Origin of the sequence: Polynucleobacter yangtzensis, from assembly GCF_027924165.1 — a bacterium.
Taxonomy (GTDB): Bacteria; Pseudomonadota; Gammaproteobacteria; order Burkholderiales; family Burkholderiaceae; genus Polynucleobacter; species Polynucleobacter yangtzensis.
Window position 1 is genome coordinate 961,355 of record NZ_AP026973.1, and the last position, 13,225, is coordinate 974,579.

At 45.2% G+C, this 13,225-nt stretch carries 8 protein-coding genes and 1 tRNA gene; 8 read left to right on the forward strand and 1 reads right to left on the reverse strand.

Annotated features, from left to right (window positions below; all coding sequences use genetic code 11):
- The first annotated feature begins 39 nt into the window (after positions 1 to 39).
- The 6 genes from tig (at position 40) to QMF28_RS05040 (ending at position 7,805) form a co-directional block, all read left to right on the forward strand.
- Positions 40 to 1,377 carry a trigger factor gene (tig, locus tag QMF28_RS05015; protein ID WP_281743550.1) on the forward strand — a complete coding sequence of 446 codons (1,338 nt, stop codon included), beginning with the start codon at positions 40 to 42 and terminating at the stop codon, positions 1,375 to 1,377.
- A gap of 30 nt (positions 1,378 to 1,407) precedes the next feature.
- Complete coding sequence (gene clpP / locus QMF28_RS05020) at positions 1,408 to 2,037, forward strand: ATP-dependent Clp endopeptidase proteolytic subunit ClpP (protein WP_068322825.1); 630 nt, start codon at positions 1,408 to 1,410, stop codon at positions 2,035 to 2,037.
- Positions 2,038 to 2,068: 31 nt separating this feature from the next.
- Positions 2,069 to 3,430, forward strand: coding sequence for an ATP-dependent Clp protease ATP-binding subunit ClpX (gene clpX / locus QMF28_RS05025; protein WP_281743551.1), 1,362 nt, complete (start codon positions 2,069 to 2,071; stop codon positions 3,428 to 3,430).
- A gap of 188 nt (positions 3,431 to 3,618) precedes the next feature.
- Complete coding sequence (lon, locus tag QMF28_RS05030; RefSeq protein WP_068322830.1) at positions 3,619 to 6,051, forward strand: endopeptidase La; 2,433 nt, start codon at positions 3,619 to 3,621, stop codon at positions 6,049 to 6,051.
- 107 nt (positions 6,052 to 6,158) lie between these two features.
- Positions 6,159 to 6,234 (forward strand) — tRNA-Val (locus QMF28_RS05035).
- A gap of 107 nt (positions 6,235 to 6,341) precedes the next feature.
- Positions 6,342 to 7,805 carry a peptidylprolyl isomerase gene (locus tag QMF28_RS05040; protein WP_068322834.1) on the forward strand — a complete coding sequence of 488 codons (1,464 nt, stop codon included), beginning with the start codon at positions 6,342 to 6,344 and terminating at the stop codon, positions 7,803 to 7,805.
- Between the two features lies 1 nt (position 7,806).
- On the opposite strand, the gene QMF28_RS05045 is transcribed toward QMF28_RS05040, so the two are convergent.
- Positions 7,807 to 8,439 carry an arylesterase gene (locus QMF28_RS05045; RefSeq protein ID WP_281743554.1) on the reverse strand — a complete coding sequence of 211 codons (633 nt, stop codon included), beginning with the start codon at positions 8,437 to 8,439 and terminating at the stop codon, positions 7,807 to 7,809.
- A 41-nt stretch (positions 8,440 to 8,480) separates the two neighbouring features.
- On the opposite strand from QMF28_RS05045, the gene QMF28_RS05050 reads away from it, so the two are divergent.
- Entirely contained in the window at positions 8,481 to 9,155 is a 675-nt protein-coding gene (locus tag QMF28_RS05050) for an ABC transporter ATP-binding protein (RefSeq protein WP_281743556.1), read from the forward strand.
- A 21-nt stretch (positions 9,156 to 9,176) separates the two neighbouring features.
- Positions 9,177 to 13,214 (forward strand): phosphoribosylformylglycinamidine synthase, encoded by a 4,038-nt coding sequence (gene purL, locus QMF28_RS05055; protein ID WP_281743558.1) that lies wholly within the window; start codon positions 9,177 to 9,179, stop codon positions 13,212 to 13,214.
- Positions 13,215 to 13,225: the final 11 nt, after the last annotated feature.

The following is a 13,225-nucleotide window of genomic DNA, read 5'->3' on the forward strand; positions in this document are numbered from 1 at the left end:
TGGACTTCACATTTCCAGATCTTCAATTAAGAGACGAGAATGGCTGTGCAGATAGAAAATTTAGGTTCACTAGACCGCAAAATGACTTTGGAATTCGCTCGTGCCGATTTGGCGAAAGCGCGTGAAGCCCGTTTGGCTAAAGTTGGTAAGACCATGAAAATGGCTGGCTTTCGCCCTGGCAAAGTTCCAAAGAACCTCGTTGAAAAACAGCACGGCATGCAAGTCGATTTCGAGTTGCAATTCGATAAAGCAGCTGAAATGTTTTATGAGCTAGCCCAAAAAGAGGGCGTTGCTTTAGCTGGTCAACCACGTCTTGAGCCAAAGAGCGAGATTAATGCTGACAAGATTGTTTTTGATGCTTTCTTCGAAGTCTTGCCTGAAGTAAAAATTGGCGACTTTTCCAAGGCTGAGGTTACTAAATATGTAACCGATATTGGTGAAGCTGAAATTGATCGCGCATTAGATGTATTGCGAAAGCAGCAAGTACATTACCACCCACGCGGTGAGGCTGGTGCCCATGGCGACGGCGGCTCCAATACTGCGGCGCAAAATGGTGACCAAGTGGTTATTGATTTTATTGGCAAAATCGATGGCGTTGAATTCGCTGGTGGTAAAGCTGAAAACTTCGAATATATATTAGGCGAAGGTCGCATGCTTCCTGAGTTTGAGGCTGCAACTTTAGGTCTAAAAAAAGGCGAAAGCAAATCATTCCCATTAAGCTTTCCAGCTGATTACCACGGTAAAGATGTTGCAGGCAAAACAGCTGAGTTCACGATTACTGTGAAATCAGTTAACTGGCCACATTTACCAGCAGTTGATGATGCATTTGCATTGTCATTGGGTGTTACTGAAGGCGGCGTTGCAAAGATGCGCGCTGAAGTCAAAGAGAATTTAGATCGCGAAGTAAAGCGTCGCATTACTTCACTAATGAAAAACGAAGTGATGGATAAGCTCAACAGCTTGTGTGAATTAGACGTTCCTAAATCATTGGTTGCTTCTGAGCAAGAGCGTTTGGTTGAAGGTGCACGTCAAGACCTGATGCAGCGTGGCGTTCCTAATGCTAAAGATGCACCAATTCCTGCGGAGATTTTTGCTGAGCAGGCTACTAAGCGCGTTCGTCTTGGTTTGATCTTAAGTGAGTTAGTTAAAAAGCAAAACTTGGCAGCTACCGCCGATCAAATTAAGGCTGAAATTGATGAGCAGGCAGCTACATATGAAGATCCAAAGGAAGTAGTTCGTTGGTTCTACAGTAATCCAAGCCGTTTAAAGGATATCGAGAACCTGGTCCTTGAAGATAACGTCATCAAATATTTCACATCTCAAGCTAAAGTAAGCGATAAGGCTGTGACCTTTGAAGAACTCAGCAAGCTAAACTAAGTAATCCACTTACCTATAAGAGGTTTCAAAATGATCCACAATCATTCTCAGTCTGAAAATTTAGAACCCAAAGGCTTGGGCTTGGTTCCTATGGTGATTGAAACCTCTGGTAGAGGTGAGCGTGCTTATGACATCTACTCCAGATTATTGCGTGAGCGCGTTGTTTTTTTGGTTGGCGAAGTAAACGACCAAACTGCTAACTTGGTGATTGCTCAGTTACTGTTCCTTGAGAGCGAGAACCCCGATAAAGAAATTTCTCTGTACATCAACTCTCCTGGTGGATCTGTATCTGCAGGTTTGGCTATTTACGACACCATGCAATTTATCAAGCCGCATGTAAGTACTTTGTGCATGGGTATGGCTGCAAGTATGGGTGCATTCTTGTTGTGCGCTGGTGAAAAAGGAAAGCGTTATGCGCTCCCAAATTCACGTGTGATGATCCATCAGCCTTTGGGTGGTGCGCGTGGCCAAGCTTCTGATATTGAAATTCAAGCCCGTGAAATTTTGTACTTGCGCGAACGTCTCAACAAGATTTTGGCTGACCGCACTGGTCAATCGATTGAAACAATTGCAAAAGATACTGATCGCGATAACTTTATGTCGGCTGATCAAGCCCGTGATTACGGTTTGATCGACAAGGTTATCGAGAAGCGCCCTTAATTTTTCTTATTCAATATTTACAGAGCCTATTTTGAGCGATACAAATACAACTAATTCACCAGATAAAGTTCTGTATTGTTCTTTTTGTGGCAAGAGCCAGCATGAAGTAAAAAAACTTATTGCTGGTCCATCTGTTTTTATCTGTGATGAGTGCATAGATCTATGTACCGATATTATTCAAGAAGAGATTGCCAAGCTTCCAAAGGAAGAGGGTGATGACTCCTTGCCAACACCGCATCAGATTCGAGAGAATTTAGACCAGTATGTTATCGGTCAAGATCACGCTAAAAAGACATTGGCCGTAGCGGTCTACAACCACTACAAACGCTTGCAGTATTTGCCCAAGCCAAAAAAAGAGAAGCTAGACAAAGACGGTAAGCCGGTAGAGGGCTCAGATAAAAAAGAGTCTAAGATTCCTGCTAAAGCAATGGTGGATGGTGTAGAACTTGCTAAGAGCAACATCCTATTAATCGGGCCTACTGGTTCAGGCAAGACTCTTTTAGCTCAGACTCTAGCACGCATGTTGGACGTACCATTTGTGATGGCTGATGCAACAACCTTAACCGAAGCAGGTTATGTTGGTGAAGACGTTGAAAATATTATTCAAAAGCTTTTGCAAGCTTGTGACTACAACGTAGAAAAGGCGCAACGCGGCATTGTTTATATTGATGAGATCGATAAGATTTCTCGTAAATCGGATAACCCATCTATTACTCGCGATGTATCCGGTGAAGGTGTTCAACAAGCATTGCTAAAGCTTGTTGAGGGCACCATGGCTTCTGTTCCGCCACAAGGTGGTCGTAAGCATCCCAATCAAGATTTCTTACAAGTAGATACAACGAATATTTTGTTTATTTGCGGTGGCGCTTTTGATGGTCTTGAAAAAGTCATTCAACAGCGTACTGCTAAAACCGGCATCGGTTTTAATGCCACCGTTCCAGGTAAAGATGATCGCGGTGTAAGCGACCTCTTGATCGAAGTGGAGCCGGAAGACTTAATTAAGTTTGGTTTGATTCCTGAATTAATTGGTCGTCTGCCCGTTGTGGCTACCTTGGCCCAATTGGATGAAGAGGCTTTAATTCAAATTCTGACTGAGCCTAAAAACGCTTTAGTTAAGCAATATCAAGCACTCCTGACCATGGAAGGTTCTGAGCTTGAGGTACGTCGTGAGGCCTTATCAGCCATTGCTAAGAAGGCAATTGCGCGTAAAACAGGTGCTCGCGGACTCAGATCCATCCTTGAAGGTTCTTTAATGGATGTGATGTATGACCTGCCATCTTTAAAGAATGTCCAAAAAGTCGTTATCGACGAAAGCAGCATTGCTGAGGGTGGAAAACCACTTTTGGTATACAAACAAGACGCCGAACAAGCAGATTTGAGTAAAAAAGCCTAAATTCTTAGGGTTTTCGCTATTTTTCGGGCATTTTTGCCTCTTTTTTGTCTTTTTACCCCTTGTTTTTCTCTAAAGCCTACCCATATAGGTAGTATGCTACTCATAAATAATGTCTCTATTTAGTGGTTGTTTAATAGCGATCACCATTAAAGACTTTTGAGGATTGATTACTTTGGAGGATTTGCCCCATGCCTGGCCACTTATTACTACCCTCTGAACCCATTCAGCTACCTTTACTCCCATTAAGGGACGTAGTTGTATTTCCTCATATGGTGATCCCTTTGTTTGTGGGTCGCCCTAAATCCATTAAAGCCCTCGAAGCTGCCATGGAAACTGGCAAAAATGTCCTTTTAGTGGCTCAAAAAGCGGCCGCTAAGGATGAGCCTGTTATTGAAGATCTGTATGAGGTTGGCTGTATTGCCAACATTTTGCAAATGTTGAAATTGCCTGATGGCACTGTCAAAGTATTGGTTGAAGGTGTTCAGCGTGCTGAAGTGAGTCAAATTGAAGATAGCCTTGGCTACTTCAATTGTGAAGCAACACCAACAGCCATTAACGCTATCGATGCGCATGAAACAGAAGCATTACGTCGCGCAATCATGGCTCAGTTCGATCAATACGTAAAACTCAACAAAAAGGTACCTCAGGAGATCCTGTCTTCATTAGGTGGGATCGATGATCCAAGCCGCTTAGCCGACACCATTTGCGCACACTTACCAGTAAAGCTTGAGCAGAAACAGCGCTTGCTTGAAATGACTGATGTTGTCCAGCGCTTAGAAAGCTTGTTAGCTGATCTCGAAAGTGAGATTGATATTCTTCAGGTAGAGAAACGTATTCGTGGACGTGTAAAGCGTCAGATGGAAAAGAGTCAACGCGAGTACTACTTGAATGAGCAAGTTAAAGCAATTCAGAAAGAATTAGGTGAAGGCGAAGAGGGTGCTGATCTAGAAGAACTAGAGAAGCGCATTAAAGCTGCACGTATGCCTAAGGAGGCTTTGAAAAAAGCAGAATCCGAACTCAAGAAGTTAAAATTAATGTCACCCATGTCCGCTGAGGCAACGGTTATCCGTAACTTTATCGACACGCTGGTGAATTTGCCTTGGAAGAAAAAAACCAAGATTAATAATGACCTCACCAATGCTGAAAAAGTATTGGATGAAGATCACTACGGTTTGGACAAGGTTAAAGAGCGTATCCTGGAGTACCTCGCAGTTCAACAACGAGTTGATCGTGTTAAGGCGCCTATTCTTTGCTTGGTGGGCCCTCCAGGCGTTGGTAAAACTTCGCTTGGTCAATCCATTGCACGCGCCACGAACAGAAAGTTTGTGCGTATGGCTTTAGGTGGAGTGCGTGATGAATCCGAGATTCGTGGTCATCGCAGAACTTACATAGGCTCAATGCCTGGCAAGATTCTGACAAGTCTTACTAAGGTTGGTGTTCGTAATCCTTTATTCCTCTTGGATGAAGTTGACAAGATGGGCATGGATTTCCGCGGAGATCCGGCCAGTGCCTTGTTGGAGGTTTTGGATCCAGAGCAAAACCATACATTCCAAGATCACTATGTTGAGGTAGATTTTGACCTCTCCGATGTCATGTTTGTGGCGACCTCGAATTCTTTGAATATTCCAGGTCCGCTATTGGATCGTCTAGAAATTATTCGTTTGGCTGGTTATACAGAGGATGAAAAAACTAGTATTGCTGTTAATTATTTGATTCCTAAACAAATCAAAAATAATGGCTTGAAAAAAGACGAACTCAAGATTGAAGATAGTGCCGTGCGGAATATGATTCGCTACTACACACGCGAAGCTGGTGTACGTTCTTTAGAGCGTGAAATTAGCAAGATCTGCCGTAAGGTAGTCAAGCTCTTGCTCTTGAAAAAAGAGGCGGCTCCAGTTGTTGTGAATGCGGATAACTTAGAGAAGTTCCTTTCGGTTCGTATGTATGACTTTGGTTTAGCTGGTAAAGAGAATCAAGTGGGTCAAGTCACTGGCTTGGCTTGGACTGAGGTGGGAGGTGATTTGCTCACCATTGAAGCTGCTGTAATGCCTGGTAAAGGGGTTATTACTCGCACTGGCTCTATCGGTGATGTGATGAAGGAATCGGTGGAGGCGGCTCGAACTGTTGTTCGTTCTAGAGCTAAGCGCCTAGGTATTGCCGATGAGTCTTTTGAGAAGAAGGATATTCATATCCACTTCCCTGATGGCGCAACACCTAAGGATGGTCCATCTGCAGGTATCGCAATCACAACAGCCTTGGTTTCAGTATTTACTGGCATTCCGATTCGATCGGATGTTGCCATGACTGGTGAGATTACTTTACGCGGAGAAGTGCTTCCAATTGGTGGCTTGAAAGAAAAACTCTTGGCTGCCCATCGCGGGGGTATTAAGCTGGCCTTGATTCCGGAGGAGAACGTAAAAGATCTCATCGACATTCCAGATAACGTTAAGAATGCAATTGAGATAGTTCCCGTTCGTTGGATCGATAAAGTGCTGGAGTTGGCACTAGAGCGTATGCCAGAAGCTTTGCCAGACCCTACGCCGGAAGAGCTTGCTAAAAAGGCAGCAGAGGCCAGCAAGGCAAACGACAAGGGCGCAGCTGCAGACGTTCTTAAGCACTGAAAATAGGGCGGTTTTCCGTTAAATTGATCCCATCGTTTGAGGTCGATTTAGCGGAAATTTCCCCCGAAATCCACGCTTAGGTTACAATCTCACCTTGTAATATTTTGGGGCGCTTAGCTCAGTTGGTAGAGCGTCTGCCTTACACGCAGAATGTCGGGAGTTCGAGCCTCTCAGCGCCCACCAAATTATTACCAGCATTACCTCTTCTAAGCCTGCTCTGGCGTTTCAATACCAAGCTCATTACCCTAGTACACTCCTAGTATTCATATTTTTTACTAGCGAACTTTTTCATGTTTGATACCGTCCGTAAACACCAGCGAATTCTGCAATTTGTATTAATGCTTTTGATTGTTCCGTCATTTGCATTTTTTGGCATCTCAAGCTATTCCAGCTTTTTAGACAAAGAGACGGATCTAGTCAAAATCAACGGCAAACCTATTACTGCACAAGAAGTAGATACAGCAGCTAAACGCCAAGCAGAACGTGTAGGTGGTAATGCGCAGATTGCTCAAAGCCTCCAATTCAGACAGGCTATTTTGAATGAGTTGCTGCAACAACGAATTTTAGGTTTTGCTGTTGGCGATCTTCGTTTGCAAGTAGGCAAAGAGGCTCTGGTTAAAAGCTTACAAAATATTCCACAGATTCGCGCTCTGTATAAGCAAGATGGTAGTTTTGATGACGCTCGTTTCAAGCAATTGCTAGCAAGCAATGGAATGAATGAAGAGCAGTTTTACGCTAGCCAAGCATTTGATTTAAAGATTGGTCAGCTTGTGAACTCAGTGGCGCGCACTGAAATCGGTAGCCCTAAATTATCTGAAATTATCTCAACTCTATATGAGACGGAGCGTCAAGTGCAAGCGATGTCTTTTGATGCCAAGGATTACCTATCCAAAGTAAATCCTTCGCAAGAGGAGTTGCAAGCCTTTTATACCGCAAATGCCAAGCTGTTTGAGAGTCCTGAGTATGTGGATGTTGAGTACATTGTTCTTAAAGCCGATCCAAAGGAAGATGCTAAGGTATTTAGTGAAAAGGCTGATCAGTTTGCCAACATGACTTATGACCAATCAGATAGTCTTAAGCCGGCCGCAGATAAATTGAAGCTGAATGTTCAAATTCAAAAGGGCGTAACCCGCTCTGGCGCCTCTGGTGTTGCAAAGGATCACCCGCTAGCCAATCCAAAGGTTGTTCAATCTCTCTTTGGTGATGAGGCCGTTAAGAACAAGCGCAATACTGAAGCAGTGCAAACATCCCCAGGCGTATTTGTTTCTGCTCGAGTAGTAACTTTTCATCCTGCGCAAACGCTTCCATACAAAGATGTTGCTGCGGAAGTGAAGCGTCAAGTGAGTCAGCGTTTGGCTGAGAAGCTGGCAATTAATGCCGCTGCCGATCGTTATGCTGCATTAGAAAAGGATCCTAAAAGCGCATCAGGTTTTGCTAGCCCAGTTTGGGTTTCCAGAAATAAACCAGCTAATTTAGTTGGTGGTGCGCTTGATCAGATAATGTCCATTAGCCAAGATAAATTCCCGGCCCTCGTATCAGTTAGCAACCCTGGCGTTGGAGCCACCCTGTATCGTGTTGATCAAGTTCGTCAACCAACTGTTGTTGATGCCAAAGTTCATAAAGCACAAGCCCAACAAATCCAGGCTTTAGCAGCCCAGTCTGAGTTTGCAGGATTCATGGCTTACTGGAGGGATGTTGCTGGAGTGAAAGTAATCAATCCACTGAAGCCAATGTCATCTGGTTCCGGAAGCTAAGCTAGCTACCTTTAAGCATTGTTTGATATGGGGTCATAGCGCCCCATACGTTTTTAAAGAGAATGGTTTGTGCTTTTTCATTTGGATGAATGCGGTCAGCTTGGAATAGGCTGATATCGGATGCAACTCCACCTAAAAAGAAGGGGAGTAATTGCACTTTCTCTTGAGCCGCTAGTTTTGCATAAAGATCCTTAAATTCCCGGGTGTATTCTTGACCATAATTTGGTGGAATCTGCATTCCGAATAGAAGTACTTTTGCCCCAGCTTGCTTACTCATTTGAATCATCTTGCGCAAATTCTTATTGGATTCTTGGATGGACAAACCGCGCAAGGCATCATTTGCGCCGAGCTCAAGAAATACAATGCCAGGCTTTTTTTGCTCCAGCAGCTTAGGCAGTCGGGAAAGACCGCCAGAGCTCGTTTCCCCGCTGATGCTGGCATTAAACACATTCCATGGGCTGCTTTGTTTTTGAAGCTGCTCTTCCAATAGCTTGACCCAGCCAGATCCACGGACGAGACCGTATTCTGCAGACAGGCTATCACCCATCACCAAAATGGTCTGGTTTGTCTGAGCTAAGGTGCCAAATGAAATAAACAGGCAAAATAGAGCAATAGCCGACGTTAGGGCTTTCATTTTTTTACTCAAGAAGCTCAACCCAATATATCGATTCATTTATGAGTAATCCAGTAAAGGTCCTTAGTGCGATACATCTAGGTAAACAAGTTTTATCTAGCGACGGATCGTTAACTATTTTGCACGACATTAGCTTCGATGTCTTTCAAGGCGAGAGTGTTGCCATTACAGGAGCGTCGGGTTCCGGTAAGAGCACCTTACTCAGTCTTTTGGCTGGATTAGATATTCCTTCTAGCGGTTGCGTTGAGCTGGTATCACAAAACCTAAGTGAATTGGATGAGGATGGTAGGGCGCTTTTGAGGGGGCAAAAAGTAGGGTTTGTATTTCAATCATTCCAATTGCTTCCGCATCTAACAGCACTTGAAAACGTAATGCTGCCTGCCGAGCTCAATGGCTTGGATATGCCCAAGGAAAATGCTCTGCATTGGCTAGAGCAAGTGGGCTTACGGGAGCGCGCCAACCATTTCCCCAAGACCCTATCAGGCGGAGAGCAGCAACGTGTTGCGTTGGCAAGGGCTTTCATCATGAAGCCCGCCATCTTATTTGCGGATGAGCCAACTGGCAGCCTGGACGAGGCCAGCGGAAATAGGGTGATTGAGCTCCTTTTTGAGCTAAATCAGGCCAATAATTCGACCCTTATTTTGGTTACCCACGACCAGGCCTTGGCTGATCGGTGCCAGCGGCAACTGCACCTTCAGGGCGGTCGCTTGCTGTAGGCAAAACCTTATAATCTAGGGATGTCTTTTTTCCACTTTTTGCCCGGCGCTGACGCGCTTTCCCCCTTCCGCCAACAGCGACTTTTAGCGTCTTTGGCTGCCCAAGGGATTGATCTTGAGTCTATAGAGGCTCAATACCTTCATTTTATTTGGTCTGAGGCAGAGTTAGGCTCCACGAACCAGGAAGTCATGGCAAGTCTATTGACCTACGGTCAGCCATTTCAATCCAAAATAAACCCAGGTAAATCCTGGTTTGGAAAAGGTAAAGCAGAGGACCAATCTGCGATTGTTATTCCTAGGTTTGGAACTGTTTCACCTTGGGCTAGTAAGGCAACTGATATTGCTCGTCAATGCGGATTGGATGTTCTGCGACTTGAGCGCGGCGTTCAGTTTTCATGGAAGAGCAAAAAGACTCTAACTCCAGAGCAAAAACAATTGGTGTTGGCTGCGGTCCACGACAGAATGACTGAAGCGGTTATCGATTCAACCGATGCGGCTAATGCTTTGTATCAATCTTTAGAGGACAAGCCTTTAGCACGCATTCCAGTAATGACTGAGGGCAGAGCAGCTCTTGATAAGGCAAATCAAGATTTAGGTCTTGCCTTATCGGATGATGAAGTTGTTTACCTTGTAGAAAGTTTTACTCGTCTTCAACGCAACCCATCTGATGTTGAGTTGATTATGTTTGCTCAGGCAAATAGCGAGCATTGCCGTCACAAGATCTTTAATTCAAGCTGGACAATTGATGGCGATGATCAAGAACGCTCATTGTTCGCCATGATTCGCAACACTCATCAGCTACATCCAGAGGGTACGATTGTTGCCTACTCCGATAACTCTGCAGTAATGGCTGGATGTGAGGCAGAGACTTGGGTTCCCCAGGGTGCAGATCATCGCTATCAAAAAGATACGCGTTTAGTTCATACCTTAATGAAGGTTGAAACTCATAATCACCCCACAGCCATTGCGCCATTTCCTGGTGCTTCTACTGGTGCTGGTGGAGAGATACGCGATGAGGGTGCAACTGGTGTTGGTGGTCGCCCTAAAGCAGGTCTTACAGGATTCTCTGTCTCTAATTTAAATATTCCAGGTACAGATCTTCCATGGGAAGCTGAGAAATATGGCAAGCCAGAACGCATTGCAACACCATTGCAAATTATGATTGATGGCCCCTTAGGTGGCGCTGCATTTAATAATGAGTTTGGTAGACCAATCTTAGGTGGATATTTCCGTGTATTTGAGCAGACCTTAGATGGAACTCGTCGCGGTTATCACAAGCCCATCATGATTGCAGGTGGTATTGGTAGCATCGACTCAATTCATACTGAGAAAAAAGCAATTCAAGCAGGGCATTTACTTATTCAACTCGGCGGCCCTGGAATGCGTATTGGTATGGGCGGAGCTACTGGTAGCTCTGTTTCAACAGGCACGAATACTGCAGATCTGGATTTTGATTCTGTGCAACGCGGTAATCCAGAAATGGAACGTAGAGCACAAGAAGTGATCAATGCTTGTCGTGCTCTCGGCGATCGCAATCCGATTGTTTCCATTCATGATGTCGGTGCAGGCGGATTATCAAACGCCTTCCCAGAATTAGCCGATGGCGCTGGCCTAGGCGCTGCTTTTAAACTCCGAAACGTGCCCCTTGAAGAAAGTGGCATGAGTCCTGCGGAGATTTGGTGCAACGAGTCTCAAGAGCGTTATGTTTTAGCAATTGAAGCGAAAGATTTAGATTTATTTAAATCATTTTGCGAGCGTGAGCGCTGTCCATTTGCCGTTGTTGGAGAAGCAACTTCTGAGCGTCAGTTAACACTGAGTGATTCTAAGCAGGCTGCCGGCTCAGACGCTGCTTCACCAATTGATATGCCGATGGAGGTATTGCTAGGCAAGCCTCCGAAGATGCATCGAGACGTCAAACGTGTTGCGCAAGAGTTTAAAGAGCTAGACGTAACCGATGCTGATCTAGCCCAATCTATTGCTTGGGTATTACAGCAACCAACGGTTGCTAGTAAATCTTTCTTAATTACGATTGGCGATAGAACTGTTGGCGGTCTTAATGCTCGTGATCAGTTTGTCGGTCCATGGCAGGTTCCTGTCGCTGACTGTGCCGTCACTATGATGGATTACAAGGGCTATCGTGGCGAAGCGATGTCCATGGGAGAAAGAACTCCATTGGCGGTTATCGATGCTCCCGCAGCAGCCCGTATGGCTGTTGGTGAGGCCGTTACAAACCTTTTGGCTGCAGATATTGCAAATCTTCAGGGTGTGAAACTCTCGGCAAACTGGATGGCAGCATGTGGAGCTCCGGGTGAAGATGCCAAGCTTTATGACTCAGTTAAAGCTATTGGTATGGAGTTGTGTCCCGCTCTTGGAATCTCCATTCCAGTAGGAAAAGATTCCTTATCGATGTCCACTGCATGGCAAGATGGTAATGAGGCTAAAAAAGTAGTTGCTCCAGTCTCCTTGATTATTTCTGCATTTTCATCAGTGCAGGATGTTCGCAAGACATCAACTCCACTTCTGCGCTTAAAAGATCAAACCGGATCTCCTTTGGAGACAGAGCTTATTTTGATTGATTTAGGTCGCGGTAAAAATCGCATGGCTGGAAGTATCTTGGCTCAAGTCCTAGACCAGTCAGGGAAAACGGCTCCGGATGTTGATCACCCAGAAGACCTCAAATCTTTAGCCTCTGCAATCATCGCGCTCCGCAAAGAAGGCAAGCTGTTGGCCTATCACGACCGTTCTGACGGCGGATTACTTGCATGCGTTGCAGAGATGGCTTTTGCATCACATTGCGGCATCTCTATGAACGTCGATATGATTGCCATGGATGCAGGGCAGGAGCCAGATTACGGTGATGCTAAGAACTGGGCGCAACAGGTTTCAGGCCGCCGCCATGAGCAAACTATGCGCGCTTTATTCAATGAAGAACTTGGTGCTGTTATTCAGGTACGAAAAGAAGATCGTGACGCTGTATTTGCCACTCTCAGAAAATTAGGTCTTAGCGCTTACAGTCATGTCATTGGTAAGCCAAATACCAACGGTCGTATTGAGATCTGGCGTGATGCCAAGAATATTTTTGCCGAGCCACGAGAAGTGCTGCAAAAAATGTGGGCTAACACTAGTTACCAGATTGCGCGCTTACGCGACAATCCAGCGTGTGCCGATAGCGAATTTGCGCTCTTAGATAATATTGCGGACCCAGGCATGAGCCCGAAGCTCACTTTTGATCCATCAGAAGATGTCGCAGCACCTTTTATTGCTAAAAATGCGCGTCCAAAGGTCGCCATTTTGCGAGAGCAGGGTGTGAATTCTCATGTAGAAATGGCTTACTCGGTTAACTGGGCTGGATTTGATAGCTATGACGTCCATATGTCCGACTTGCTTAGCGGCAAAGCAAAGCTTGAGGACTTTAGAGGTTTAATTGCTTGCGGTGGCTTTAGTTATGGTGATGTGCTGGGCGCTGGCGAAGGATGGGCGAAAACTATTCTCTTTAATCAACAGCTACGCGATCAGTTCTCTACATTCTTTAATCGCCAGGATAGCTTTGCATTAGGCGTCTGTAATGGTTGCCAAATGATGAGCAATCTCTCCGGAATTATTCCGGGTGCTGAAGCATGGCCTAAATTTACTCGCAACCAATCCGAGCAGTATGAAGCTCGCTTGGTGATGGCAGAAATCATGGCATCTCCATCGATCTTTACTCAAGGCATGGAAGGCAGTCAAATTCCCATTGCGATTGCACATGGTGAGGGTTATGCAAACTTTAGCCAACAAGGTAATCTTGAGCAGATTCAAAAGCAGGGATTAGCTTCTTTCCGGTTTGTAGATCATCAAGGTATTCCTACGGAAACTTATCCAATGAACCCCAATGGATCTCCCGGCGGCTTAACGGGCGTTACGACAGCAGATGGACGCTTCATGGTTATGATGCCGCATCCAGAGCGTGTCTTTAGGGCTGTGCAGATGAGTTGGTGTCCACCAGAGTGGTTGGATACCCCTGATGGCGCTAGCCCATGGTTACGCCTTTTCCGCAATGCACGACGTTGGGCTAAATAATCTTTCTATAG

Excerpts from the sequence above, each read along its gene's own strand:
- QMF28_RS05040 (WP_068322834.1), top strand. The coding sequence starts at position 6,342 with ATGTTTGATACCGTCCGTAAACACCAGCGAATTCTGCAATTTGTATTA.
- QMF28_RS05050 (WP_281743556.1), top strand. The coding sequence starts at position 8,481 with ATGAGTAATCCAGTAAAGGTCCTTAGTGCGATACATCTAGGTAAACAA.
- lon (WP_068322830.1), top strand. The coding sequence starts at position 3,619 with ATGCCTGGCCACTTATTACTACCCTCTGAACCCATTCAGCTACCTTTA.
- QMF28_RS05045 (WP_281743554.1), bottom strand. The coding sequence starts at position 8,439 with ATGAAAGCCCTAACGTCGGCTATTGCTCTATTTTGCCTGTTTATTTCA.
- clpP (WP_068322825.1), top strand. The coding sequence starts at position 1,408 with ATGATCCACAATCATTCTCAGTCTGAAAATTTAGAACCCAAAGGCTTG.
- purL (WP_281743558.1), top strand. The coding sequence starts at position 9,177 with ATGTCTTTTTTCCACTTTTTGCCCGGCGCTGACGCGCTTTCCCCCTTC.
- tig (WP_281743550.1), top strand. The coding sequence starts at position 40 with ATGGCTGTGCAGATAGAAAATTTAGGTTCACTAGACCGCAAAATGACT.